This window comes from Thioalkalivibrio sp. ALJ2 (genome assembly GCF_000378325.1).
Taxonomy (GTDB): Bacteria; Pseudomonadota; Gammaproteobacteria; order Ectothiorhodospirales; family Ectothiorhodospiraceae; genus Thioalkalivibrio.
Genome location: NZ_KB899554.1, coordinates 1 through 23,583, shown reverse-complemented (window position 1 = coordinate 23,583; position 23,583 = coordinate 1). Strand labels below are relative to the sequence as shown.

At 66.6% G+C, this 23,583-nt stretch carries 28 protein-coding genes; 21 read left to right on the top strand and 7 right to left on the bottom strand.

The window, feature by feature from the left end; all coding sequences use genetic code 11:
• Positions 1-10 precede the first annotated feature (10 nt).
• Positions 11-244 (top strand): molybdopterin converting factor subunit 1, encoded by a 234-nt coding sequence (gene moaD / locus F468_RS0100140; RefSeq protein ID WP_018139470.1) that lies wholly within the window; start codon positions 11-13, stop codon positions 242-244.
• A 1-nt stretch (position 245) separates the two neighbouring features.
• On the top strand, positions 246-683 hold the full coding sequence (locus tag F468_RS0100135; protein WP_018994370.1) for a molybdenum cofactor biosynthesis protein MoaE: 438 nt from the start codon (positions 246-248) through the stop codon (positions 681-683).
• A gap of 211 nt (positions 684-894) precedes the next feature.
• Here F468_RS0100135 and F468_RS0100130 read toward each other — a convergent pair whose 3' ends face one another.
• The 5 genes from F468_RS0100130 to F468_RS0100110 form a co-directional block, all read right to left on the bottom strand.
• Positions 895-2,247 carry a DegQ family serine endoprotease gene (locus tag F468_RS0100130; RefSeq protein ID WP_018649117.1) on the bottom strand — a complete coding sequence of 451 codons (1,353 nt, stop codon included), beginning with the start codon at positions 2,245-2,247 and terminating at the stop codon, positions 895-897.
• Positions 2,248-2,284: 37 nt separating this feature from the next.
• Complete coding sequence (locus F468_RS0100125; RefSeq protein WP_018994369.1) at positions 2,285-3,199, bottom strand: DnaJ C-terminal domain-containing protein; 915 nt, start codon at positions 3,197-3,199, stop codon at positions 2,285-2,287.
• 240 nt (positions 3,200-3,439) lie between these two features.
• Positions 3,440-3,871, bottom strand: a complete 432-nt coding sequence (locus F468_RS0100120; protein WP_026296471.1) for an Hsp20/alpha crystallin family protein — start codon at positions 3,869-3,871, stop codon at positions 3,440-3,442.
• Between the two features lie 101 nt (positions 3,872-3,972).
• A complete protein-coding gene (locus F468_RS0100115; protein WP_012983838.1) occupies positions 3,973-4,200 on the bottom strand; it encodes a DUF2835 family protein in 228 nt (75 codons plus the stop codon).
• Between the two features lie 14 nt (positions 4,201-4,214).
• Positions 4,215-5,078, bottom strand: coding sequence for a YicC/YloC family endoribonuclease (locus tag F468_RS0100110; protein WP_018994367.1), 864 nt, complete (start codon positions 5,076-5,078; stop codon positions 4,215-4,217).
• 165 nt (positions 5,079-5,243) lie between these two features.
• Between F468_RS0100110 and rph the strand changes: the two genes are divergently transcribed.
• From rph to F468_RS0100085, 5 genes are all read left to right on the top strand, one after another.
• On the top strand, positions 5,244-5,972 hold the full coding sequence (gene rph / locus F468_RS0100105; RefSeq protein ID WP_012983836.1) for a ribonuclease PH: 729 nt from the start codon (positions 5,244-5,246) through the stop codon (positions 5,970-5,972).
• Positions 5,973-6,250: 278 nt separating this feature from the next.
• Positions 6,251-6,862 carry an RdgB/HAM1 family non-canonical purine NTP pyrophosphatase gene (gene rdgB, locus F468_RS0100100; RefSeq protein WP_018649114.1) on the top strand — a complete coding sequence of 204 codons (612 nt, stop codon included), beginning with the start codon at positions 6,251-6,253 and terminating at the stop codon, positions 6,860-6,862.
• 21 nt (positions 6,863-6,883) lie between these two features.
• Entirely contained in the window at positions 6,884-8,089 is a 1,206-nt protein-coding gene (gene hemW, locus F468_RS0100095) for a radical SAM family heme chaperone HemW (protein WP_018994366.1), read from the top strand.
• The gene (locus tag F468_RS0100090) at positions 8,089-8,283 is read left to right on the top strand and encodes a CPXCG motif-containing cysteine-rich protein (protein ID WP_018174973.1); all 195 of its coding nucleotides are present in this window, start codon (positions 8,089-8,091) and stop codon (positions 8,281-8,283) included. Before hemW ends, F468_RS0100090 begins: the two co-directional genes overlap by 1 nt.
• The gene (locus tag F468_RS0100085) at positions 8,280-8,528 is read left to right on the top strand and encodes a transcriptional antiterminator, Rof (protein ID WP_018174972.1); all 249 of its coding nucleotides are present in this window, start codon (positions 8,280-8,282) and stop codon (positions 8,526-8,528) included. Before F468_RS0100090 ends, F468_RS0100085 begins: the two co-directional genes overlap by 4 nt.
• Before the next feature lie 96 nt (positions 8,529-8,624).
• Here F468_RS0100085 and rho read toward each other — a convergent pair whose 3' ends face one another.
• Entirely contained in the window at positions 8,625-9,884 is a 1,260-nt protein-coding gene (gene rho, locus F468_RS0100080) for a transcription termination factor Rho (protein ID WP_012983831.1), read from the bottom strand.
• A 210-nt stretch (positions 9,885-10,094) separates the two neighbouring features.
• Positions 10,095-10,421, bottom strand: a complete 327-nt coding sequence (gene trxA / locus F468_RS0100075; protein ID WP_012983830.1) for a thioredoxin TrxA — start codon at positions 10,419-10,421, stop codon at positions 10,095-10,097.
• A 105-nt stretch (positions 10,422-10,526) separates the two neighbouring features.
• Here trxA and F468_RS0100070 point away from each other — a divergent pair, with 105 nt between their 5' ends.
• From F468_RS0100070 to F468_RS0100005, 14 genes are all read left to right on the top strand, one after another.
• The gene (locus F468_RS0100070) at positions 10,527-11,849 is read left to right on the top strand and encodes a DEAD/DEAH box helicase (protein ID WP_018994365.1); all 1,323 of its coding nucleotides are present in this window, start codon (positions 10,527-10,529) and stop codon (positions 11,847-11,849) included.
• 186 nt (positions 11,850-12,035) lie between these two features.
• Positions 12,036-12,890 carry a ParA family protein gene (locus F468_RS0100065; RefSeq protein ID WP_018994364.1) on the top strand — a complete coding sequence of 285 codons (855 nt, stop codon included), beginning with the start codon at positions 12,036-12,038 and terminating at the stop codon, positions 12,888-12,890.
• Complete coding sequence (locus F468_RS0100060) at positions 12,883-14,448, top strand: ParB family protein (protein ID WP_018994363.1); 1,566 nt, start codon at positions 12,883-12,885, stop codon at positions 14,446-14,448. The genes F468_RS0100065 and F468_RS0100060 overlap by 8 nt, the downstream gene beginning before the upstream one ends.
• 3 nt (positions 14,449-14,451) lie before the next feature.
• Positions 14,452-15,093, top strand: coding sequence for an STY4526/YPO1902 family pathogenicity island replication protein (locus tag F468_RS0100055; RefSeq protein ID WP_018994362.1), 642 nt, complete (start codon positions 14,452-14,454; stop codon positions 15,091-15,093).
• Positions 15,090-16,418 (top strand): STY4528 family pathogenicity island replication protein, encoded by a 1,329-nt coding sequence (locus F468_RS0100050; RefSeq protein WP_018994361.1) that lies wholly within the window; start codon positions 15,090-15,092, stop codon positions 16,416-16,418. Before F468_RS0100055 ends, F468_RS0100050 begins: the two co-directional genes overlap by 4 nt.
• Positions 16,415-17,233 carry a PH domain-containing protein gene (locus F468_RS0100045; RefSeq protein ID WP_018994360.1) on the top strand — a complete coding sequence of 273 codons (819 nt, stop codon included), beginning with the start codon at positions 16,415-16,417 and terminating at the stop codon, positions 17,231-17,233. The genes F468_RS0100050 and F468_RS0100045 overlap by 4 nt, the downstream gene beginning before the upstream one ends.
• Positions 17,234-17,283: 50 nt before the next feature.
• Positions 17,284-17,574, top strand: coding sequence for a hypothetical protein (locus F468_RS0100040; protein WP_026296470.1), 291 nt, complete (start codon positions 17,284-17,286; stop codon positions 17,572-17,574).
• Positions 17,575-17,633: 59 nt separating this feature from the next.
• A complete protein-coding gene (locus F468_RS0100035; RefSeq protein ID WP_018994358.1) occupies positions 17,634-18,464 on the top strand; it encodes a PFL_4669 family integrating conjugative element protein in 831 nt (276 codons plus the stop codon).
• Between the two features lie 154 nt (positions 18,465-18,618).
• Complete coding sequence (locus F468_RS0100030; RefSeq protein ID WP_026296469.1) at positions 18,619-19,026, top strand: hypothetical protein; 408 nt, start codon at positions 18,619-18,621, stop codon at positions 19,024-19,026.
• Complete coding sequence (locus F468_RS0100025; protein ID WP_018994356.1) at positions 19,016-19,417, top strand: hypothetical protein; 402 nt, start codon at positions 19,016-19,018, stop codon at positions 19,415-19,417. The genes F468_RS0100030 and F468_RS0100025 overlap by 11 nt, the downstream gene beginning before the upstream one ends.
• A 158-nt stretch (positions 19,418-19,575) precedes the next feature.
• Positions 19,576-19,971: a single-stranded DNA-binding protein gene (gene ssb / locus F468_RS0100020; protein ID WP_018994355.1), complete on the top strand. Its 396-nt coding sequence runs from the start codon at positions 19,576-19,578 to the stop codon at positions 19,969-19,971.
• 412 nt (positions 19,972-20,383) lie between these two features.
• Positions 20,384-20,896, top strand: coding sequence for a hypothetical protein (locus F468_RS0100015; protein ID WP_018994354.1), 513 nt, complete (start codon positions 20,384-20,386; stop codon positions 20,894-20,896).
• An 8-nt stretch (positions 20,897-20,904) separates the two neighbouring features.
• Entirely contained in the window at positions 20,905-23,139 is a 2,235-nt protein-coding gene (locus F468_RS0100010; RefSeq protein ID WP_018994353.1) for a DNA topoisomerase III, read from the top strand.
• A 24-nt stretch (positions 23,140-23,163) separates the two neighbouring features.
• Complete coding sequence (locus F468_RS0100005) at positions 23,164-23,400, top strand: hypothetical protein (protein ID WP_018994352.1); 237 nt, start codon at positions 23,164-23,166, stop codon at positions 23,398-23,400.
• Positions 23,401-23,583 lie beyond the last annotated feature (183 nt).

Sequence of the window (23,583 nt, the reverse complement as noted above, 5' to 3'; positions counted from 1 at the left end):
AGGGGCCCGCATGACCGTAACTGTTCACTACTTTGCACGCCTGCGCGAGGAAATGGGGCGCGCCGACGAGCAGGCCGAGCTGCCCACCGAATCGATCTCGGTGGGGGATCTCTGGCGGCATCTGCATGGCGATGCCCCGCCGGAACGCCTGATGGTGGCGGTCAACCAGGAACAGGCTGCACTGGATACGGTTGTGCGCGATGGTGACGAGGTCGCCTATTTCCCGCCGGTGACCGGGGGCTGAGGTGGCGGTCGAGCTCTACAGCGAAGACTTCGACCCCTGGGCGCTGGTGGCCCGTGCAGAGCGGGCTATCCCGGCCGAAGCGCGCGGGGCGGCCAGCGTGTTTGTCGGGCGCATGCGTGACTTCAACGAAGACGACACTGTGACCGGGCTGTTCCTGGAGCACTATCCCGGCATGACCGAGCGCGAACTGGAGCGCATCGTCGCCGAGGCCGAGTCGCGCTGGCCGCTGCTGGGCTGTCTGGTCGCGCATCGTGTAGGGGACGTGCGGCCGGGCGATGCCCTGGTGCTGGTGGCCACCTGGTCCGCGCACCGGGTCGCCGCGCGCGATGCCTGCTCCGACATCCTGGAACGCCTCAAACACGAGGCCCCGTTCTGGAAGCGCGAACGCCTCGCCGACGGCAGCGACCGCTGGGTCGAGAAAAACACCCCCGGCTTCTGATCCTTCCCGGCTCGAGGTGCAGTCTGCCAGGCCCGGTCATCCCGGCCGCAGCGAAGCGGAGAGCCGCGATCTCCTGCACAAGGCTGATATCAGGCCCCGAGACCCCGGATAACCGCTGCGCGCTTTCCGGGATGACGACATTGGGGGCGGCGCGCTGGAAGAGCCCTTGTGGGAGCCTGCCTGCAGGCGAAGCCCCTGCCAAAGCTGCGCTTTAGCGCAACGTCAGATAGAGCGTCTGATTGCCGCGGCGAAGCTGCAGCTCCAGTGCCTGGTGCGGCGATAGCTGGCGCGGCAGATCGGACAGGTGCTCGACGCGCTGGCGGTTGACCGCCAGCAGCACGTCGCCGGGGCGAATCCCCGCTCGGGCGCCCGGGGTGCCCGCCTCCACGTCGATGATGACGACACGGCTGCGACTGGCACCGGGCGGTGTGTGTTCCGCCAGGCGCACGCCCTCCAGCCGTGGATGGATCGCAGCGCCCTCGGCCTGGCGGATCTCGGGGCGTTCCAGGCGCGTGGTCAGGGTGCGCTCGCGCCCGTCGCGCAGGACCAGCATCTCCACCTCGCTCCCCACCCGCAGCAGACCCAGGCGGTTGCGCAGGTCCGCGGCATTGCGCACGGCTTTTCCGTCGATGGTCAGCACCACGTCGCCGGCCTCGATCCCGGCACGGCTCGCGGCGGAGTCCGGTTGTACGTCGGTAATGACCGCGCCCTGGGTAACGTCGAGATCGAAGGCCTGCGCCAGCGCCGGCGTCAGGTCCTGGATGCCGACGCCCAGTGCGCCGCGCTCGACGCGGCCCTCGGCGACCAGCAGATCCTGGATCTGGCGCGCCATGTTGGTCGGGATCGCGAACCCGATGCCGATGTTGCCGCCGCCGCGCGCCAGGATGGCGGTGTTGATGCCGACCAGTTCCCCGCGCAGGTTCACCAGCGCGCCGCCCGAGTTGCCCGGGTTGATGGAGGCATCGGTCTGGATGAAGTCCTCGAACCCGGAGCCGCCGAGTCCGCTGCGCCCCAGCGCGGAGACGATGCCGCTGGTCACCGTCTGGCCGAGGCCGAACGGGTTGCCGATCGCGACGACAAAGTCGCCGACGCGCAGGGCATCGGAATCCGCCAGTGGGATCGCGCGCAGGTTTTCCGCGTCGATGCGGATCACGGCGACGTCGGTTGCCGGGTCGGTACCAACCACCTCGGCCTCGTACTGGCGCCCGTCGTACAGGGTCACCAGGATCTCGTCCGCGCGCGCGATGACATGGCTGTTGGTCAGGATGGTGCCTTCGGTCGCATCCACAATCACGCCCGAGCCGAGTCCCTGACGTTCGCGTTCGCGCTGGCGCTCGGGCAGGTCGAAGAAACGGCGGAAGAACGGGTCGTCGAACAGCGGATTGACGGATTCCACCACGCGGGCGCGGGTGGCGATATTGACGACCCCGGGGATGGTGCGCTCCAGCATCGGGGCCAGAGAGGGCAGGGGCTGGCCGTCGACCTCGGCGGGGAGTTGCGCCAGGGCCGGGCCGGCCCAGGCGAGGGTCGACAGCAGAATCAGGAAAGAGACCAGCCGACGCATGCGCGCTCCTTGTGTCCGTGCACTACGTGTCCGTGAACTACGGTGTCAGCCCTGCGCGCGGGGCAAACGAGGACTGTTCCGCCATCTTGCGGTACCAGTCGCCGGCCTCGTCCTCGGGCGGGGCCTGGATCATCAGCTTCAGGTACAGGTCGCCGGGCGGTTTGCCCGGCAGGCCCTTGCCCTTCAGACGCATCTGCTTGCCGGACTGCGAACCCGCCGGGATCTTCAGGTTGACCCAGCCGTGCGGCGTGGGGACCTCGATGGTGGCGCCCAGTGCGGCCTCCCAGGGGGTGATTGGGATGTCGCGGGAGAGGTTGCGGCCCTCGACGCGGTAGCGGCTGTCGGGCTTGATGCGAATCTCCAGCAGCAGATCGCCAGAGCCGCCGGTGCCCACGCCCGGGTCGCCCTGGCCGCGCACGCGCAGGCGCGAGCCGTCCTTGGCCCCGGCCGGGATGCGCACACGTTGCACACGCCCGTCGGCATCGTTGACCGAGATCTCCGTGCCCTTGAGTGCCTGATCGAGCGTGATCTCGACCTTACCCTCGCGGTCGGCACCACGCATGTTGAAGCCGCCCGTACCGCGGCGACGGCCCGCGCCGCCCATCCCGGCACCACCGAAGATGGACTCGAAGAAGTCGGAAAAGCCGCCGAAATCGGCTCCGCCTCCGGCGCCCGCGCCACGGTGCTGGGCCCAGCCGTCCCATCCAGGCGGCGGACGAAAGTCCTGCCCCTGGCGCCAGTTGGAGCCGAGCTGGTCGTAGGCCTTGCGCTTTTCCGGGTCGCCCAGGGCCTCGTAGGCCTCGTTGACCTCCTTGATTCGGGTCTCGGCATCCGGGGCCTTGCTGACGTCCGGGTGATACTTGCGCGCCAGCTTGCGGTACGCCTTCTTGATGGCGTCCTGGCTGGCGTCGCGGCTGACGCCGAGGATCTTGTAGTAGTCCTTGTATTCCATTGCACTCCCAGAGTTGCCTCTGTCCGATCCCCGGGGGACACCCGGATCCCTTGGTGGTTGTCGGCCCGTATCCGATCTTTCCCATGATAGCCGGGATTCGGCTGTCACCCGTGCATCGGCTTCATGAAACGGGTGGCGATGATCCTGTTGCCGCCATCAAAAAACGAGGCGCCGCCCGCTTGCGCCGGCAGCGCCCGAATTCCGGCAGCCGTAACGGCTGCCGGCAGGGTTGGTGCCGGATCAGCCCGTGATCTCGATCCGGCGTGGCTGTACGCGTGCCTGTTTCGGAATACGAACCTCCAGCACCCCGTTTTCGGAGCGCGCGGAGATGTTTTCGGCATCCGCGGTGTCCGGCAGCGAGAAGCGGCGGAAGAAGGTGCCGCGCACCCGCTCGATCCGCTTGTAGCCGTTCTTTTCCTCTTCGCTTTCGTGCTTGCGCTCGCCGCGCAGGGTCAGCACGCCGTTCTCCATGTGGAGTTCGATGTCCTTCGGGTCGACGCCGGGGATGTCGGCGTGCAGCACGTAGGCATCGGTCTCTTCGAGGATATCCACGGCAGGCGCCCAGTCGGACGTCGCGGCGGAGTCGTCCGTGCCGGGCATATCCGGCATGCGGCCGAGTTCGCGCGACAGCTGACCCAGCAGGCTCCACGGTTCGTAACGCATCATTGTCATGGCTTTACCCTCCTCTTCCGGGTGTCAACTCTGACTCACCCATGGAGATAGGGGCCGCCGGGGAAATTTCAAGGGGTGGGAAAGGGGGCTGCGGCGCGCTGTCAGGGCCGTGTGAGGCGGCGGAAATCCAGCAGGCGATGCTGGTCGTCGGTGACCAGCTCGAACACGCCATAGACGCCGCGCTGGTCGAGGTGCTGACGCAGCAGCCGGGCGGGAAACTGCACGCTGATGCCGCCTTCCGACTCGGCGTAGACGACCGCCGCGCGCCCGGTGTAGTAGTCCTCCATCTCGTGGCGCGAGATGGACAGGTGCACGCGGTAGCGATGCATTAAGGAAACACCGATTATTCGAGGTTCTGTACCTGCTCGCGCATCTGCTCGATCAGGACCTTCATCTCGACGGTTGCGCGGGTGATCTCCAGGTCATGCGACTTGGAGGCGAGGGTATTCGTCTCGCGGTTGAACTCCTGCATCAGGAAATCGAGGCGCCGCCCGCTGGGGCCGTCCTTGTCCAGGATCTCGCGCACCGCCTTCACGTGGCCGTCGATGCGATCCAGCTCCTCGGCGATATCCAGGCGTTGTGCCAGCAGCGCCACCTCCTGCTCCAGCCGCTTCGGGTCCAGGCTCAGGTCCAGCTCGTTGATGCGGCTCAGGGTGCGTTCGCGCTGTTCAGCCAGCATCGGCTCGCGCCGCTCGCGGATGAGCACGACATGCTCGGCCAGGGCCTCCAGGCGATCGCGCAGGCCGTTGACCAGTTCCTGGCCCTCGGCCTCGCGCATCGCCACCAGGGCGTCGATCGCGCTGTCGAGCTCGGCAAGAATGGGGCCGGCGAGGCGGTCGGCGTCGATTTTCGCCCCCTCCAGCACCCCGGGCCAGGCGAGGATATCCAGCGGCGACACGCTGGCATCGTGTTTCATCATGTCGGCGACGGATTCGGTCGCCTCGATCAGCGACTGCACGCGGTCCACGTCGAATGCGGTGGGCGAGCCGCCCGACTGGCCGCGATCGCGCAGCACCACATCGACCTTGCCCCGACTCAGCCGTTTCTTGAGGCGATTGCGCACCTCGGGCTCCAGCGCCCGCAGGGCCTCCGGCAGGTGGATGCGCAACTCGAGATAGCGATGGTTGACGCTCTTCAGTTCCCAGTCGTAAACGCCCTGGTCCAGCGTCATCGGCTGCCGGGCGAAGCCGGTCATGCTCGCGATCATAAGGTCCCCTGTTGATAGCCCTGCGCGTGGTAACAGCCCGGTGCGCGTGTGATTTGCTGGCGTCTTCGGCCGCCTTTGCCCCAGATCCGCCGCGGGCGCGCTCATGTGAGAGCCTCTCCCGTCTCCCGTATACTGCGCGCCACTCCAATCTAGCAAGGATCAAGCATGCGACCCAGTGGCCGACAAGCCGACGAGATGCGCCCGGTGCGTTTTACCCGCCATTTCACCCGGCATGCGGAGGGTTCCGTGCTGGTGGAGTTCGGCGACACCCGGGTGCTGTGCAACGCGACCATCGAGTCGCGCGTGCCGCCGTGGCTGAAGAACAAGGGTCGCGGCTGGGTGACGGCGGAGTACAGCATGCTGCCACGCTCGACGCACGACCGCATGGCGCGCGAGGCCGCGCGCGGCAAGCTGGGCGGACGCACCATGGAGATCCAGCGTCTGATCGGCCGCTCCCTGCGCGCCGTGGTTGACCTGGAGGCCCTGGGCGAGCGCCAGATCATCGTCGACTGCGATGTCATCCAGGCTGACGGCGGGACCCGTACCGCCTCGATCAGCGGTGCCTATGTCGCCCTGCGCGACGCGATCCGCAAGGCGCGCGAGCAGGGCATGATCCGCAAGGACCCGCTGCACGGGCACCTGGCGGCGATCTCGGTGGGCATCTTCAACGGTGCGCCGGTCCTCGACCTGGATTACGACGAGGACTCCCAGGCCGAGACCGACCTGAACCTGGTGATGAACGAGGCCGGCGGCGTGATCGAGATCCAGGGGACGGCCGAGGGCCATGCCTTCCGCCGCGACGAGCTGAACCAGATGCTGGATCTGGGCGAGAAGGGCATCCAGCAGATCGTCGAGGCCCAGCGGGCGGCGCTGGCCAAGGGAGACACTGATTGATGGACACGTTCGCGTTGGCGCCCCATGTTTCCCGAGACCAGGCGCGGCGCGCAGTCGGTAGTGGTGCTACCGGCAAGCGGCGCAACGCAGGATCGGGGAACATGGGGTGCCAACCCCACAAATTCTTGACGGACGGGGCTCGGCCGATTTTGCCCGCTGACTGCGTTGCGGCTCGCTTATGTAGCTCGGCTACACGTCGCTCACCACGCCTTGTCAGCACGCAAAATCGACTCGAGCGCGAACGTGTCCATCAGTCAGTGTCTCCCTGGGGCTGAGCCATGGACCCATCCCGTCGCGTCGTCCTCGCCACCGGCAACCCCGGCAAGCTGCGCGAGATCCGGGCCCTGCTGGAGCCGCTGGGGCTGGCGATCGAGCCGCAGTCGGAGCACGCGGTGCCCGAGGCCGACGAGACCGGGCTGACCTTTGTCGAGAACGCGATCCTCAAGGCGCGCAACGCCGCGCAGCATACCGGCCTGCCCGCGATCGCCGATGACTCGGGCCTGGAGGTCGACGCCCTGCGCGGCCAGCCGGGCATCTACTCCGCGCGTTATGCGGGGCCGGAGGCGGACGATGCCGCGAACAACGCCAAGCTGCTGGAGGCGCTGGCGGGTGTCCCCGAGGCCCAGCGAGCCGCGCGGTTTCGCGCAGTCGTCGTGTTTCTGGAACATGCCGAGGATCCTTCGCCGCTGATCGCCGAAGGGGTCTGGCCGGGCCGCATCGTCGAGCAGCCCAGCGGTGCCAACGGCTTCGGCTACGACCCGCTGTTCTTTGTGCCCGAGGAGGGCTGCACCTCGGCCGAACTGCCCCCGGAGGCCAAGAATCGCCTGAGCCATCGCGGCCAGGCCCTGGCCAAACTGGTGGCACAACTGCGGGAACGTGCCGATCACTGAGCCGGCGCCTATGCTCGCGGGATGAGCGTATTCGCCACCCCGTTGCCCCTGGCTTTGTATGTGCACCTGCCCTGGTGCGTGCGCAAGTGCCCGTACTGCGACTTCAACTCCCACGAGCCGCGGGGCGAGGCCCCGTTCGACGCGTATGTCGAGGCGCTGATGCGCGACCTCGAGTCGCAGCTCCCGGATGTCTGGGGGCGGCGCGTGGACAGCGTGTTCATCGGCGGCGGGACCCCCAGTCTGTTCCCGCCCGAGGCAATGGCGGACCTGCTCTCCGGTCTGCGTGCGCGGCTGCCCCTGCGCCCGGATGCCGAGATTACGCTGGAGGCCAACCCCGGAACCGCAGATCGCGCATACTTCCATGGCTACCGCGAGGCCGGGGTCAACCGGCTGTCGCTGGGTATCCAGAGCTTCGACGACGCCATGCTCGAGCGACTGGGGCGCATCCACGGCGGGGCCGAGGCCCATGCCGCGGTCGAGCATGCCCGCGGCGCCGGGTTCGACAACATCAACCTGGATCTGATGTTCGGCCTGCCGCAGCAGTCTGTCGAGGCTGGGCTGGCGGATCTCCAGGCCGCGATCGATCAGGGACCCGAGCACATCTCCTGGTATCAGCTGACCCTGGAGCCCAACACCTATTTCGCAGCCCGGCCCCCGGTATTGCCACCGGATTCCACGATCGAGGAATTGTTCACACAAGGACAATGTGTGCTGGCTGCGGCTGGCTATACTCGATACGAGGTTTCCGCGTACGCCACGAGGGGGCGGGAATGCCGGCACAACCGCAACTACTGGACGTTCGGCGACTACCTCGGCATCGGGGCCGGGGCCCATGGCAAGCTGACACTGCCGTCCCAGGGGCGGGTGTTGCGGCGGACCAAGCCGCGCCAGCCCGCGGCCTACCTGGAGACGCCCGACCAGCACCGCGACCAGGCGGTCCCCGAGGCCGAGCTGCCGTTCGAGTTCATGCTCAACGCGTTGCGTCTGGTGGAAGGAGTGCCCGCGCATTGCTTCGAGGAGCGCTGCGGCCTGGACCTGACTACGCTGGAACCGGCGCTGGGCACGCTACGGGCAGAGGGTCTGCTGGTGTCCGATCCGCAGCGCCTGCAGCCGACCGAACGTGGCCTGGCCTTTCTCAATGACATTCTGGAGCGGTTTTTGCCGGAAGACATGGCGGGTGTGACAGCCGGGGCCCGGGTCATAGCGGGCCCGGAGGAGGTGCGGTGATGCGACCGGTGGAGTTTGTCGGCTTTACCTGCCCCTGGTGTGGCGAACCGGGCGAGACGACGGTGGACATGGTCAGTGCGGACCAGGAATGGATCGAGGACTGCGCCGTGTGCTGCGCCCCCATCGTGTTTCGGCGCGTCGAGTCCCCGGACGCCGAGATCCCGCAGGTGGAGGCCATTCGGGAGGGGGGATGAGTGTGACCCCGCCGTACACGCCGATTGCCTGCGAGCGCTACTCCGAACTGGAACTGGCGATCCTGCGCGGGCAACACCTGCGCACCCACTGGCGCCGGGGCGAAATGGATCGGATTGCGGTGGTGCGGCCGCTGGATCTGCGCACGCGGCGCGGGGCCGAGTATCTGATCCTGCGTGACGCCGAGGGTCGGCGGCAGTGGTGGCGGCTGGACCGCCTGGTCAGCTTCGAGCCGGTGCCCGGCTGATACGCCGTCCTTGCACGGCGAGCGCCTGGCCCGCCCCTGGAGATCGCTGCGCTGGCGCTCGCGATGACGGGAGGCGGGCGCGGGGCCCGCTTCGCGTCAGCTGCGCTTCATCTGGTCGAAGAACTCGGAGTTGGTCTTCGAGGACTGCATGCGACCGAGCAGGAATTCCATCGCCTCGATGTCGTCCATCCCGTGCAGGAACTTGCGCAGGATCCAGAGCTTTTGCAGCTCGTCCGGCGCGGTCAGTAGTTCTTCGCGGCGGGTGCCGGAGCGGTTCACGTTGATCGCCGGGTAGATGCGCTTCTCGGCGATGCGGCGCTCCAGGTGCACTTCCATGTTGCCGGTGCCCTTGAACTCCTCGTAGATCACCTCGTCCATCTTCGAGCCGGTCTCGACCAGCGCGGTGGCGAGGATGGTCAGGCTGCCGCCTTCCTCCACGTTGCGCGCGGCACCGAAGAAGCGCTTCGGACGGTGCAGGGCGTTGGCGTCCACGCCGCCGGTCAGCACCTTGCCGGAGCTGGGGGCGACGGTGTTGTAGGCGCGCGCCAGGCGGGTAATGGAGTCCAGCAGGATCACCACGTCGCGCTTGTGCTCGACCAGGCGCTTGGCCTTCTCGATCACCATCTCGGCGACCTGCACATGGCGCTGGGCCGGTTCGTCGAAGGTCGACGAGACCACTTCGCCCTGGACCATGCGGTCCATCTCGGTGACTTCCTCCGGGCGCTCGTCGATCAGCAGCACGATCAGGTAGCACTCGGGGTAGTTGGTCGCGATGCTCTGGGCGATGTTCTGCAGCATCAGCGTCTTGCCCGCCTTGGGCGGGGAGACGATCAGGCCACGCTGGCCCTTGCCGAACGGCGCCACGATGTCGATGACGCGGGCGGTGATGTCCTCGGTGGAGCCGTTGCCGCGCTCCATGCGCATGCGCTTGGAGGGGTGCAGCGGCGTGAGGTTCTCGAACAGCACCTTGTGCCGGGCATTCTCCGGTGGTTCGAAGTTGATCTCCGAGACCTTCAGCAGCGCGAAGTAGCGCTCGTTGTCCTTGGGCGGGCGGATCTTGCCGGCGATGGTGTCGCCGGTACGCAGCCCGAAGCGTCGAATCTGGCTGGGGGAGACGTACACGTCGTCCGGCCCGGCCTGATAGGAGCTGTCGGCGCTGCGCAGGAATCCGAAGCCGTCGGAGAGGATCTCCAGGACTCCGTCACCGTAGATGGCTTCACCGCTTTTGGCATGGGCCTTCAGCAGGGCAAAGATGATCTCCTGCTTGCGGGCGCGGGACATGTTGTCGATGCCTTTTTCTTCTGCAAAGGCGACGAGATCGGCAGCGGACATCCGCTTCAGTTCGGTCAGGTTCATTCGTGGGGTGCTGTGTTCAACGTGGATGATCGGCGACCGGGGATGGCCGCTCGGCTTGCCTTGGATTGAGTATCGGGGGCAGGTTGCGGTCTGGCGACCGCCTGAACTGAACCGATGGTAAGCGACGCGCCCGCTTGGGGCAAGGCCTGGTGGCGTCGTTTTTTTGGTACTGCAACCCCGGGGCCGCATGCGACCCCGGGGTATGCCGGATCAGAGGTGCTGGTCCAGGAAAGCGGTCAGCTGCGACTTGGACAATGCGCCGACCTTGGTGGCTTCGACATCGCCATTCTTGAACAGCATCAGCGTCGGGATCCCGCGAATGCCGTACTTCGGCGGCGTGGACGGGTTCTCGTCGATGTTCAGCTTGGCGACTTTGACCTTGCCGGCGTATTCTTCGGCGATTTCATCCAGAATGGGGGCGATCATCTTGCAGGGCCCGCACCACTCGGCCCAGTAGTCCACCAGGACTGGCTGATCCGCCTTCAGGACGTCTTCGTCGAAACCGGCGTCTGACGTGTACACAATTTTGTCGCTCACTCCGAGCCCTCATCACTTGGGTTGGGGGAACAGCCCGCAACGCCGGCTGCACGGCTCTTACTATCGACGATGATCGCCAGACAGTTCAAGTAATAGAGGATTCACATGACCGATCCCGCGCAGGAAACGCCCCGCTTCGACCAGCTCGATCTGCCCGAGGCCGTACAGGCGGGCATCCGCGCCACCGGTTTCGAGACCTGCACGCCGATCCAGGCGCTGACCCTGCCCATTGCGCTGGCCGGGCGGGATGTCGCCGGGCAGGCGCAGACCGGTACGGGCAAGACCGCGGCCTTTCTGATCGCCACCTTCAACCGTCTGCTGCGCCAGGCGCCCGCGCCCGATCGCCGGGCGACCGATGTGCGCGCCCTGATCGTCGCCCCGACGCGTGAACTCGCCATCCAGATCCACAAGGATGCCGAGATGCTGGGGCGCGAAACCGGGCTCAAGCTGGCGCTGGCCTATGGTGGTACCGGTTACGACAGCCAGCGCGAGCAGCTGGAGGCCGGGGTCGACATCCTGATTGGTACGCCGGGCCGGATCATCGACTACTTCAAGCAGAAGGTGTTCGGGCTCGGGCACACCGAGGTGGTGGTGCTGGACGAGGCCGATCGCATGTTCGATCTCGGTTTCATCAAGGACGTGCGTTTCCTGATGCGTCGCTGCGCGCCGGCCAGCGAGCGGCTGTCCATGCTGTTCTCGGCCACGCTGTCGCTGCGCGTGATGGAGCTGGCCTACGAGCACATGAGCAACCCGGAAAAGGTCCAGGTCGAGGCCGAGACCCTGACCGCGGATCGCGTGCGCCAGGTGATCTACTACCCGGCGAACGAGGAAAAAATCCCGCTGCTGCTGGGGCTGGCGCGCGATCTCAAGCCGGAGCGGGCCATCGTGTTCGTGAACACCAAGCACGGGGCAGAGAAGGTCTGCGACTGGCTGAACGTGAACGGGCAGAAGGCCGCGCTGCTCTCGGGTGATGTGCCGCAGAACAAGCGCTCGAGCCTGCTGGAGCGCTTCACCGCAGGCGAGTACGCCTTTCTGGTGGCGACCGATGTCGCGGCGCGCGGACTGCACATCCCGGCCGTGACCCACGTGTTCAACTTCGATCTGCCGCAGTCGGGCGAGGACTACGTGCACCGCATCGGGCGCACGGCACGCGCCGGGGCCGAGGGCGACGCCATCAGCTTCGGCTGCGAGGACTCCGCGTTCTACCTGCCGGACATCGAGTCCTATCTCGGCGAACGGATCCCCACGGAGACCGTGGACCCCGCAGCCCTGTTCAGCGACCCGGTGCGCCCCAAGCCGCGCCCGCGCAAGCCGCGCGACGACCGGCGCGGCGGCGGTGGACGTGGCGGTGCGCGCGGATCGGGTAAACCGTCGGGCGGCGGCGGGCACCGCCATCGCAGCGGGGGCGGCAAGCCAAAAGGCTCCTGAGCCGTTCTGCGAACAGGCGCAAGAGGGAGCAGGGAGGGGGAAATGGTGCCGACGGCAGGAGTCGAACCTGCGACCTATCGATTACGAATCGATTGCCGACGCCCAGCTTGAACCAACAATGTAGAGGACTACTCGTCAGGTGGCCCGACAGGACTGGTCAACACACCAGTACCAAGGGGCATCACCATGACAGTCCGAATCACGACGACCAGCACCAAGGGCGGTGTCGGTAAAACCACCGTCACGGCCAACCTCGGCGCCTACCTCGCGGACCTCGGCTACAAGGTCCTGCTGATCGACGCCGACATTCAGCCCACCCTGTCCAGCTACTTTCCGGTGGACCCGGCCCTGATCGCCGCCGGGGGGCTCACCGAACTCATTACCAACGGCGACACCGACGGCACGGTGACTCCGATCGACATTCCGCTCGATGGCGAGCGCGACGGGGCACTCGACATTGTGCTGTCCAATGACCCCCAGGGTCGGCTGCAGCAATGGATCCTCCACACGCCGGACGGCCGAGTGCGGCTCAAGCACATCCTCGCGGATTACGACGATCTCTATGACGTCGTCCTGCTGGATACCCAGGGGGCTGTCGGCCCCCTGCAGGATGCCGCTGTCCTAGCGGCAGACTTCCTGCTCTCCCCTATTCCCCCCGAGATTCTCTCCGCCCGCGAGTTCGCGCGCGGGACCGTGTCGATGCTTGATCGGCTGCGACCGATGGCGGCCATGGGCGCACCGGTCGGTCCGCTGCGCGGCCTCCTCTATCGGGTAGACCGAACCGGAGACGGCCGCGCGATCGCAGACGAACTCCGGCGCGAGGCGACCGGTGAAAGCCGCGGCCAGATCACCATCCTCGATACGTTCATCCCCTCCGCCGTGGCCTACCGAGAGGCGGCCACCCAGCAGGTGCCCGTCCATCGGTGGGAGCCCCACCGGCAAGGCCCCACCCTGTCCGGCGCCGAGACCATGCGCCGCCTCACCGAGGAGCTGCTGCCTCACCTGATCCACGACCGTGAGGGAGGGGTGCAACATGGCTAAGAAACAGCTGAGTTCGGAGGAGCTGCGCAGCCGCCTGACCGTGGGCCATTTCGGCGATGCGGCGGCGCAGGAGCTGCCGCCCGGGGATCCCCTGACCGTCACTCAGATGGTGCTGGAGATCGACCGGATCCGACCGTATGACGGCAACCCCCGGCGGCAGCGCAATCCGCAGTACGACGAAATCAAGGCATCCATCCGGGCGCAGAAGCGCCTGAACAATGCGATCGAAGTCACGCGGCGACCGGACGACGACTTCTATATGGTGCGCGCCGGCGGGAACACGCGGCTGCAGATCCTCAAGGAACTTTATGAGGAGACCGGCGACGAGGCCTATCGCCAGGTGCATGTCCTCTATCACCCCTGGACCTCGGACCAGGATGTGCTGGGCGCGCACCTGATCGAAAACGAAATGCGCGGCACCATGACGCTGATCGATCGCGCCCTCGCGGTTAATCGTCTCCGCGAAATGTTCGAGGAGGCCGGAGAAAGTCTGAGTCGTAAGGAGTTGCAACGGCGACTGCAGGACATTGGTTACACCGCCTCCCTGAAACTACTGCGTCGATTTGAATACGCCGCGAAGACTCTACTCCCGTGCATCCCCCAGGCTCTCCATGGCGGTCTTGGTGGACAGGCGATCGAGAAGCTCCGTGATCTCCACCGGTCGGCCCATGCCGTAGGCGAATCCCATGGGCACACCCAGGATGCGGTGGACATGGTGTTCGAGGAATCGCTCGCCGTTACCGATGCGCCTGATTGGGACCCCGGCGCCGCGCGGCAGGAGCTGGAGCGACGTCTGGCCGAGGAGCTGTCCCTCGATCTGCGCACCGTTCGGATGGAACTCGATACGCCGCCGACGCAGGATTCCGAGGGTGCGATGGGGTCAACCAATACGCCCCCGGACGGCACCCTCGGCGCAATGGGCCAACCGACACCGCCGGTCCACGATGCCCCACCTGACGGGGCGCCCGGAGCGTCCCCCGGACGTTCCGGGGCCGCAACCGATCCAGTGATCGGTGATGGGGCCGGTGCGGGTGATCCGCCTCCTGCCGCCCCACCGGTCACGGCGCCGACTGAGCCCGCGCCCGGCCCCGCGCCAACCGTGGCGGAGCTTCGGGATCGGATCTACACGCTGGCCCGGCAGATCGCCACCCGCTACCACTACGCCGATCAGATCCAGCCCGTAGACATCGGCTATGGCTACTTCATCGACCTGCCGAGCGAGACGGTCGAGGAGGCGGCGGCCCGGATGAACGGGGTGGAGATCGACTATCGCCACTGGACCTGGTGGATGCTGGTCAGCTGGTCGCAGATCGGCCTGCACACGGACCGCGTCCTGCAGACAGCCCCGACCCATCGCCTGGCCTCAGTCATTCACCGCGCCGACGAGGAGGAGGTCATCGCGCGGCACATCGCCGAGCCACCCTGGCGCGGGCTGGGCTGGATGGTCAGCTCGTGCCTTCGGGAGTGCGATTTCGCCGACTTCGTCGCCCTCGTCCAGGCCTGCCGCGACCTGCAGCGCCAGGCCGACGCGGACGATCTCGATCCGTGGGAGGGCTGAGCCATGAGCAGCACAGCGGATCTCACCCTCCACGTCCTGCGCTTCGCCATGGACCGGCTGCAGGAAGCCGACGTGAACGCCCTCAGCGTATTGGGGCTCACACCCGACCAAGCCTCGACCCTCGCCGACATGACATTTGACGAGCTGGTCGAGATTTCGCGACTCGGGCATCTGTTCATCGACCTCCAGATCGACGCGGACCGATTCGATCAGCTCCTCGATCGAGCGCGGGGCGAGGTCCAGTCCCGGCAGGTCCAGGACGAGCTGCTGCGGCACCAGGCAGACGCCCGGATGATGGAGGCGCTATTCGGAATGACGACGACGGATGTCGCCCGGCGTCGGCGAGTGCTCGGGCTGCCATCGCAGCCCGGTCGGCCGCGGTCACCCACGCCCGAACAGGCTCAGGCGATGTGGGACGCATGGCGGGTCGCCCCGAAGGCCCTACCGGATCCGGATCGCTATCTCCACGTAGCGCGAAGCACGAAAACCTCGGCCGCTGCGGTCTACCGGCTCGTCGCGGAGTGTCAGCAAACACTCACCGATCGGGCGCCAACGTATCCGCCGGCCAAGACGACGCAACCCGTGGTGGACCTGGTGCATCACCAGTTCGGGACCCACCTCTATTCCGCCGGGGGCTCGTCGTGAGTGCAGCGGAGATCGCCCCCCGCATCCGAGGACTCAAGGCGTACCTGGAGGACGCCGCGCGACAGCTACGGGATCGACCGCCGGACCCCACCGGCGAGGAGGAAGGCGCAGTCCTGTATTTCGGGAACTGGCATGACTCCCACCCCCGGGCGCTGCTATTCGCGGACGAGCTGGGGCCGACCGACAAGCTCGCCTGGATGGTGATCCAGGCGAACTCGGATCCCAAGGCCCCCGCCGGATTCCCGTCGTATGACGAGTTCGGCCGCGCGGGGCTTGGGTCCCGGCCCACCATCGCCGCCGCCATCGCCATGCTGCGCATCACTCGATGGATCTCGCTGTGTGATCGCGTCCGTGACCCGCAGGGGCGATACCGGGGGAGCGTCTACGCGATCCACGACGAGGCGGTATCGGTCACGGAGGCGATGTACCTCGATCCGGAGTACATCACCTATCTGGAGAGCCTGACCGACCACGGCCATCGACGGGTGCGGGAGACTGCACAGCAGGTGCTGTCCACGATCCATCAACGCCTCGATGCCGACCGCGACCTTACGGATCCCGTGGACACCGGCGCTCGCTTTGAGTGCCGCCTCGCCACCCATAACCCCGACCCGGCCGTGCGGGCCGCCGCGAGCCCCTGGGGTCGCGCCGGAAGCAGCCAAGTTAAGGAGGCTAACTCGGGTGAGAGCCAAGTAAAGAATCTTTACTCGGTCGCCGAGCACCAAGTAAAGAATCTTAACTCGGTGGGCCCTCCCGAAAAAATTCAAAAAAAAACAGTCACTTCGTACCGAGTTAAGAATCTTAACTCGGCTCACGCGCGCGAGGGTAGTAGTAGTTTATATAAACCTACTACTACAAAACCTACCTCTGAGGTATTGGAACAACCGGGCGCGCGCGACAGTGAGGAGGCAGTCGCTGAGCTGCACTACCCCGAGAGCTTCGGTGCCGATCACCGCAAGCTGGCTGAGCGATGCCTGCAGGGATTGTCCGCCGACCAGGCCCAGCAGGTCCTGGACGAGGTCGCCGGTGCCATCCGGGATCGCGCTCAGACGGATCCGATCCGAAACCCCTTGCGCTACCTGAGTGCCGTCGCCAAGCGGGCGCGCAGCGGCGAGTTCCTGCCGAGCTACGCCGTGGACGCGGCCGAACGACGGCGCCGCAAGGCCGAGCAGGCGGAGCGCGAACGCCGGATCGATCAAGCAAGCGTCCAGCAAGCCGAGGCCCAGGTCGTCACGGTCGAGCCCGATGCGAACAACGAACTGGTGCAGCGATTGGAGAAGGCCCGCAGTCGCAGCACCCACCGATCCACGGAGCCAGGGGCATGATCCTCGATGAACACGACATGCCGTTCAGCCACGGCCGGGCTCGGGTAGTCCGGGATGCGTTGAATCGCGAGACCGACCAGCGGTACGAGTTGGTCGAAGTGCATTGGGTCGACCAGCACGCGGGCTACGGCGTAGCCCGGGTCGATCCCGATGCACCACCCGAGCCCCCGCCTCGGCCAGCAGATGACGAGGAACCAAGCGAGTCACTGCGACGGGCCGCACGGGAACACCGCCCGGCGTCGGACGGGGAGCCACCCCGAGACCAGTCCGCCAACGCGGACGCCGAGGTGCCGACCTATACCTTGCGCCCGGCGTTGCGCAGCGTATGGCCCACGGTGCTCAAGTTTGTGCTGCTCCTCGCCGTATTGGCGTGGACGCCGGAGATCGTGGCCTGGCTGGGGCAGTTGCCCGATCCAGTAGGCGCGAGCATTGCCGAGTGGCGCATGACCATCCCGGGCATCGGCGAGCTGCCCATCGTGCAGGCAGCGCTGTCGATGGTCCTCGGGATCTGGATGGTGCTCACCGCGTTCCGCATCGTGCTCGCGATCTACTACTACCGATTCACCCTCGAGCCGGACCGCGTGACGGTGCAGACCGGGATCATCGCGCGCCACCGCCGCACGATGCGCTATGCCAATGCCCGGATCCCGACCCTGGAACAAGGGGTCATCGATCGCCTGATCGGAATCGGCGAGGTGCGGGTGTCCTCGGCGGGCGGCGGCGAAACCGGCGAGATCCGGCTGCACGGGATCCGACGACCCCTGGAGGTGAAGGAGGAGATCCAGCGGCGCGTGGACGCGGTTTGGGAGCGCTGAGCCAGAGGGGGGGGGACACTGTCCCACCCCCTGAGCCAGACCAGAGGGGTGTGTCCGTACCGAGGATTGCCACAGTAGCCCCGAATCAGGCCCTGGATCGGCTGCTGCTCGTCGCGTTGGGCCGCAGCGGGCAGTCGCGCTCGGTTCGTCGCGTGCTGCTCGCCTGCTACAACGCGCCGGAATGGCCGCTCGACCTGTCCGACCTGCGCGGACTCGATCTGGATCTCCAGGCGTCCGCGCTCACGGCCATCGGACTCTTTATGGAAGGTTCCGATCTTTACGAGCACCGTCCCGAAGCCCCCTGGCAGGCCATTTGGGATTTGGCCTGCCGGGAAGCCTAGGGCGGTGATAGAACACGCTGACCGGGATCCCCCGGTACTCACGAAACTAGGAGGCGACTATGGCCGACACGAAACCCATGCCCAACGAGGCCGACCCGATCGTGGACTGGCGTACCGCGAGTTCGTCACCCGGAGGCCTGCGCGGGTCCGCCGCGATGGAGATCCAGACGCGCCAGGCGCAGCGACTCGTGCATGGACGAGGCGCGAGCGAGAAGAAGGCGCCCATCATTGGGCTCGTTCGTTTCGCGACCACAATGCGGCGAATCTGGCGAGCCGCTGCCCTGGACGATCCGTGGGCCGACCAGAAACTGCTGCAAACCTATGAAGCGCTCGTGGACAACCGGGAAGGGGTCAATGCCCTGCGGGAACAGACCGAGCGTCTCCTGGAGTCGATGCCCGGTATCGAGATCGATGTGGCTCAGAGCCAGAGCCCCTGCACCGTCCCACTGGAGTTCTCGAACCCCTACGGTTTCATGGGGGCCTACCTGATCGCCGACTTTGACCGGACCGCACGCGCCATCCTGACCGCGCGCCACGTCGGGCTCATGGGCCGCGACGAGAGCGAGCGGATGCTGTATCAGGGTGGCCGACTGGTCCGCAGTGCGTTCAACGCACCGCAGGGGTTCCAGTATCAGGGCGTGACCCGAGACGATGTGGCCGCTGGCACAGCGAAAGCCCGGCAGGCAATCGAGAACCTCGGTCTGCCGCCGAAGGAAGTCCTGGAGGGGACCTTGCGCGCGCCGGTGGCACCCGACATTCGGGGGCCGAATGCGCGCAGCGAGCCGCCACCGGGGCTCTATGATGACGAGGAGGACGACGAATCCGATGCCCCTGCCGGCGAACGCGCCGAGTCCTACGGCTCGGCCGTGGCTCAGGAAACCGGAACGTGATGGACCTTGTTTGGTCGCCTGGCTCAGATGCACGGGGCGTAGTTATGGCCGGAGGCCTGCCATGTAGTTATGCCCTAAAGGGCCCTTTAAGGGTAAGGGGGGCGCTGGGGCCATTGGAGAGCGACACATGAAACTCGCCGAGGCGCGTCAGCGAATGCAGGTGCTCGAATCCGAGCTACGGCAGATCGATGACCAGATGGACGAACTGGTGCAGGAGTTTAAGGACACCTATCGTCGGCCGTGGGTCGCACATCCTGCGATCCATCGTTCCCGGCGGGAAGGTGGGTCCGTGTTCCGGTGGCGTCTACGTGGATTCGACGGCATCGGCCAGTCCTGGCTGATGTTTACGTCGGACATGCTGCAGGAGGCACTTTCCCGCGAGGGCGTACCCAAGCGGACGCGGCTGGCTTGGCTGGAGATCGAGCGTCGCGGGCGGATGCTGACGTTTGAACATCGCAGGAGGAACTACGAGCGGCTACGCCTCAAGGATCTGGTGGCACAGATCGAGGCTCTGAACGCGTTGGAAGACCAGTGGCGCGGAGGCAGCAGTCATGCAGGATGATTACAGCGAGCGCGAACGCCTGGAGGGCATCCGCAAATCCGCGCGCGCCATGCGGCGATCCCTCGGTAGCATGACCGAGGAGGAAGCGGCCCGGGCGGGTCGGATCGTGCCGTTGGAGGGCTGGAACGGCCTTGATCTGATCGAGCTGGATGAATTGTTCGAGGCACTGGAACCCGCGCCGACGCTGCGGGCGATCTGGCGTGCGCGAACCGAGTTCGGCATCCACGTCACAGGCCCGGCACAGGCACTGGAGCAGATTCGCGAGTATCGCCTGGATGATCTGCAGCGGTTCCAGCTGGTCACGATCGCCAAAATCGAGTGGGCCCGAATGCGGAACCCATCGCCGCGCGATCCGCGCGGTTCATCCTCGGCGTCAACGCTATCCCGATAGTGGCTCCCTGAGCCAGACCCGGGGGGGGTGTAATCCCGTTACACCCTTCGGGGCCCCATCCTTCGGTCAAAACCACCCCGACCCCCTTCTGGATTTCGCCTAGCTTCCATGCCGGGCACCGCGCACGCTGACATCGAACCCATGTCTGGTGCAGATCCATGTCCAACAGCTTTTCCGGTCGCGGCAACCTGGGCGCGGCGCCCACGCTTCGTCATGCCGATCGCGGCGGCGAGTCCACCCCCGTCACCAACCTCCGGATCTTCTTTGATCGTCCGAAGCCCGATGGCAACGGCGGCTTTGAGGACAAGGGCGGGTTCTGGCTGGACGTGGCCCTGTGGGGCCCGCGCGCCGAGACCGCTGCCCGCGTGCTGCCCAAGGGCGCCCGGGTCCACGTCGAGGGCGAACTGTTCGAGTCCAAATGGAGTGACCGGGAGACGGGCGAGGAACGATCCCGACTCGAACTCCGTGCGTCCGCCGTCGATCTGGATCTGGCTCGGGTCGAGGACGTGACCTTCCGGCGCCGGGACGACGGGGATGGAGCGACCGATGCCTGAGAGCCCGCTGGCCCGCGCCCGCTGCGATGCCTGCGTCTACTGGCATCGGCTGGGTAGCGCTGATGGCTCCTGCCGACGTCACCCCCCGGGGCTCCTGCAGCCGGTCGGGGACAGTGACGGACCTTTCCCCCTCACGAAAGCGATCCAGTGGTGCGGCGAGTGGACGCACCCGGACGAGGCTCGCTGAGCCATGCCCTTGTATCAAGCCCAACTGGTGGAACTCGGTCGCGTGGTCTCCACGACCTCGCTTCGAGGCGCACAGCGATCAGGCGGCCGGGAAGGAGGCCGACGAGAGCGCCGACTGGCGCCAGGGACAATGGGCGGCGGTTCGCCGCGTACCCCCACCGCCAGAACCCACGATCGCCTCGCGCGTAGCCGCCGATGATCCAACCAAGGAAGAAGGAGACACTCCATGATGCTCGGAACGATCACCCGTACCCTCCTCGCCGGTGCCGCCATCGCGGCCCTGTCCGGCTGCATCGTGATTGAGGAGACGCGACCGACGACCTCCAGCAGCTCCACCGCCGGATCCAACAGCCAGGCCTCCGGACAGCAGCAGTACGCGAACGAGATCCTCAACTTCGAGGTCACCACCGCCACGGACGTCGATACGGCCTTCAACCGCATCCGCCGCCAGTTCGGGTATCTGCCCCTGGAACAGCGCACCAATCCCGCCGGTCAGCCGTGGCTGGAAGCCTCGGACGCCTACCACTTCCGCGAGAATCCAGGTTCTTTCTACTCGCTGCGGGACTATCGCGAGATCCTCGGTTATGCCGGCGTGGTCCAGATGGATATTTCCCGTGACGGCAACGGCAGTCACATCGCCGTGGAGTATTACGAGGGCACGGACCGGGTCGAGGGCTTTCCCGCCACGGACGAGTTCATGGACCGCTTCCGCGCCAAAGTGCGCTCCACGGTCGAATAGGCGCCGCCATGCGCTTGTTTCTTGCCGAAAAACCCTCACAGGCCCGCGACATTGCGCGGGTTCTGGGCGCTTCGCGCAAGGAAAATGCGTGTATTCGCGGGGATGGGGTGACGGTTACCTGGTGCTTCGGGCACCTGCTGGAAATGGCCCCGCCCCAAGACTACGACCCGTCACTCAAGCAGTGGAGCGTGGAGACGCTGCCCATCCTGCCGGGCCAGTGGCAGATGAACGTGCGGCCCAAGGTGAAGGGCCACTTTTCCAGCATCCGGTCCCTGCTGAAACAGGCCTCCGAAGTGGTCGTCGCCACCGACGCGGACCGGGAAGGCGAGACGATCGCGCGTGAGGTCCTGGAGCTGTGCGGCTACCGGGGCCCCGTCCAGCGCCTCTGGCTCGCCGCCCTGGACGAGGCCAGCGTGCGCAAGGCCCTCGCCAACCTGCTCCCGGGGAATCAGACCTATCCCCTGTACCGCGCCGGCGTGGCGCGCGCCCGTGCCGACTGGCTTGTGGGCATGAACCTCACACGGGCCTACACCCTCGCGGCTCGGGCCCGAGGCTATGACGGCGTTCTGTCCGTGGGGCGTGTCCAGACGCCCACCCTCAAGCTCGTGGTCGATCGGGACCGCGCGATCGAACAGTTCAAGCCGGTCCCCTACTACGAGGTATCGGTCCGCTGCGGCCATACGAACGGCTCCTGGGAGGCCCGATGGGTGCCTCCCGAGGGGGTGAGTGACGCCGAAGGCCGCTGTACCAGTCAACAGGCGGCCGCCTCTGTGGCGCAGCGTGTACAGGGGGTGCAAGGCACCGTGACCCTGGCGCAGACCGAGCGCAAGCGCGAGCAAGCGCCGCTGCCCTACGATCTCTCGACACTGCAACAGGAGGCGTCGAAACGGCTGGGGATGGGGGCACAGGAGGTCCTCGATACCGCGCAGTCGTTGTACGAGAAGCACAAGGCCACGTCCTACCCCCGGACGGACTGCCGCTACCTGCCCGTCAGCCAGCACGGCGGGGTGCGCGACGTCCTGCAGGCGCTGATGCAGAGCGACTCGACCATCGAGCACCTGGTTGAAGGCGCGGATGCTTCCGTACAGGGGCGCTGCTGGAACGATGCGAAGATCACGGCGCACCACGCCATCATCCCGACCACCGCCGCTGCGGATGTCCATGCCATGTCGTCGCGGGAACAGGCGGTCTACGACCTGATCCGTCGCCGCTTCATCGCGCAGTTCTATCCCGCCTACGAGTACGACCAGACACGGCTGGAAGTCGCGGCCGAGGGCGAGACGTTCCGTGCGCAGGGGCGAGTGAACCGCCGAAGCGGCTGGCGCGTGCTGATCCAGACGGACGCCTCGGCCGAGGAGCGCAACGAAAGCGCCCAGGCGCTTCCCAACGTACAGAAGGGCGACCCCGTCTCCCTGGCCGGCGCGCAGATCCGCGACAAGGAAACCACCCCGCCGGAGCGCTTTACCCAGGGCACGCTGCTGGCCGCCATGAAGAACATCGCCCGCACCATCGCGGACGAGCGGCTGCGGCGCGTCCTGAAAGAGAACACGGGCATCGGCACGGAGGCCACCCGCGCCGGGATCATCCAGACCCTCATGGATCGCGGTTACCTGGAGGAGCGCAAGAAGAAGCTCACGTCCACGGCCGCCGCCCGGTCGCTGATCGATGCGCTGCCGGATCCGGTGAAGGACCCGTCCACCACGGCCCTGTGGGAACAGGCTCTGGACCAGATCGCCAACGGAGAAGGCGAGATCGATGGGTTCCTGCAGCGGCAGGCCGAATGGGTCAAGCGGCTGGTGCAGCACGTTCAACAGCAGGGGGCCGATGCGGTTCAGGTCGAGGCGCAGGCCCAGCACGCCTGTCCGACCTGCTCGGCCCCCATGCGGCGGCGCAAGGGCGGGTCCGGGGCGTTTTGGGGCTGTACCCGCTACCCGGACTGCACAACCACGCTGCCCGACCAGGGCGGGAAACCCGGCAAGGCCCCGAAACAGGGGCCGGTCGGGCAGTGCGGCTGCGCCCAGCAGGGCAACATCAAGGAATCGCCCAAGGCCTGGCAGTGCGAGGCGTGCAACGCCATCGTCTGGAAGCAGGTCAGTGGCAAGAAGCTGACCGAGACCCAGGCGCTCACGCTGTTCGCGGGGGATCGGGTACAGCTCAAGGGTCTCAAGAGCAAGCGGACTGGCAAAACCTTTGATGCCGGTGCGAAACTATCGGAAGGCAAGGTGCAGCTGCAGTTCGACTGACTGCGCCAGACAACAGGAGAGCCCATGGCGATCATCCGCTTCCCCATCGAGCGCCGCGATCACTGCGCGTCCGGCGCCACCGTGGAGCACCCGGAACACGGGATCTGCGAAGTCCTGGATATTCCGGACGACGCCCCGATGCAACGCCTGCTTTACCGGGAGCGGGACCACGCGTGGGTGGAGGCCGATGTGCGGGAGCTGCGCCAGATCGAGCGGCCACTCGAACCGCATGAATTGACAGACGATTATTGGGAAGGCTAAAACTAGAGTCATCACACGGCTTTACCGCCCGCCACGAGCGCATCGTGGTCCCTGAAAGCACTGCCCGGACCGGGTAGCGGTGCGCTGGCCCAGCCAGTCGGTCCTGCTGTATTCCATTCACCCACGCCGGGGAGAGCCTCCCCCCGGTTGGGCGCGTCTCTTTCGGCTATTCTCGAAGGAGGC

Excerpts from the sequence above, each read along its gene's own strand:
- F468_RS0100060 (WP_018994363.1), top strand. The coding sequence starts at position 12,883 with ATGGCTAAGAAACAGCTGAGTTCGGAGGAGCTGCGCAGCCGCCTGACC.
- F468_RS0100035 (WP_018994358.1), top strand. The coding sequence starts at position 17,634 with ATGGCCGACACGAAACCCATGCCCAACGAGGCCGACCCGATCGTGGAC.
- F468_RS0100055 (WP_018994362.1), top strand. The coding sequence starts at position 14,452 with ATGAGCAGCACAGCGGATCTCACCCTCCACGTCCTGCGCTTCGCCATG.
- F468_RS0100025 (WP_018994356.1), top strand. The coding sequence starts at position 19,016 with ATGCAGGATGATTACAGCGAGCGCGAACGCCTGGAGGGCATCCGCAAA.
- F468_RS0100070 (WP_018994365.1), top strand. The coding sequence starts at position 10,527 with ATGACCGATCCCGCGCAGGAAACGCCCCGCTTCGACCAGCTCGATCTG.
- F468_RS0100085 (WP_018174972.1), top strand. The coding sequence starts at position 8,280 with ATGAGTGTGACCCCGCCGTACACGCCGATTGCCTGCGAGCGCTACTCC.
- F468_RS0100125 (WP_018994369.1), bottom strand. The coding sequence starts at position 3,199 with ATGGAATACAAGGACTACTACAAGATCCTCGGCGTCAGCCGCGACGCC.
- F468_RS0100065 (WP_018994364.1), top strand. The coding sequence starts at position 12,036 with ATGACAGTCCGAATCACGACGACCAGCACCAAGGGCGGTGTCGGTAAA.
- ssb (WP_018994355.1), top strand. The coding sequence starts at position 19,576 with ATGTCCAACAGCTTTTCCGGTCGCGGCAACCTGGGCGCGGCGCCCACG.
- F468_RS0100110 (WP_018994367.1), bottom strand. The coding sequence starts at position 5,078 with ATGATCGCGAGCATGACCGGCTTCGCCCGGCAGCCGATGACGCTGGAC.
- rph (WP_012983836.1), top strand. The coding sequence starts at position 5,244 with ATGCGACCCAGTGGCCGACAAGCCGACGAGATGCGCCCGGTGCGTTTT.
- rho (WP_012983831.1), bottom strand. The coding sequence starts at position 9,884 with ATGAACCTGACCGAACTGAAGCGGATGTCCGCTGCCGATCTCGTCGCC.
- F468_RS0100115 (WP_012983838.1), bottom strand. The coding sequence starts at position 4,200 with ATGCATCGCTACCGCGTGCACCTGTCCATCTCGCGCCACGAGATGGAG.
- F468_RS0100015 (WP_018994354.1), top strand. The coding sequence starts at position 20,384 with ATGATGCTCGGAACGATCACCCGTACCCTCCTCGCCGGTGCCGCCATC.
- moaD (WP_018139470.1), top strand. The coding sequence starts at position 11 with ATGACCGTAACTGTTCACTACTTTGCACGCCTGCGCGAGGAAATGGGG.
- F468_RS0100120 (WP_026296471.1), bottom strand. The coding sequence starts at position 3,871 with ATGACAATGATGCGTTACGAACCGTGGAGCCTGCTGGGTCAGCTGTCG.
- F468_RS0100130 (WP_018649117.1), bottom strand. The coding sequence starts at position 2,247 with ATGCGTCGGCTGGTCTCTTTCCTGATTCTGCTGTCGACCCTCGCCTGG.
- F468_RS0100010 (WP_018994353.1), top strand. The coding sequence starts at position 20,905 with ATGCGCTTGTTTCTTGCCGAAAAACCCTCACAGGCCCGCGACATTGCG.
- F468_RS0100030 (WP_026296469.1), top strand. The coding sequence starts at position 18,619 with ATGCAGGTGCTCGAATCCGAGCTACGGCAGATCGATGACCAGATGGAC.
- F468_RS0100090 (WP_018174973.1), top strand. The coding sequence starts at position 8,089 with ATGCGACCGGTGGAGTTTGTCGGCTTTACCTGCCCCTGGTGTGGCGAA.
- rdgB (WP_018649114.1), top strand. The coding sequence starts at position 6,251 with ATGGACCCATCCCGTCGCGTCGTCCTCGCCACCGGCAACCCCGGCAAG.
- F468_RS0100005 (WP_018994352.1), top strand. The coding sequence starts at position 23,164 with ATGGCGATCATCCGCTTCCCCATCGAGCGCCGCGATCACTGCGCGTCC.
- F468_RS0100045 (WP_018994360.1), top strand. The coding sequence starts at position 16,415 with ATGATCCTCGATGAACACGACATGCCGTTCAGCCACGGCCGGGCTCGG.
- hemW (WP_018994366.1), top strand. The coding sequence starts at position 6,884 with ATGAGCGTATTCGCCACCCCGTTGCCCCTGGCTTTGTATGTGCACCTG.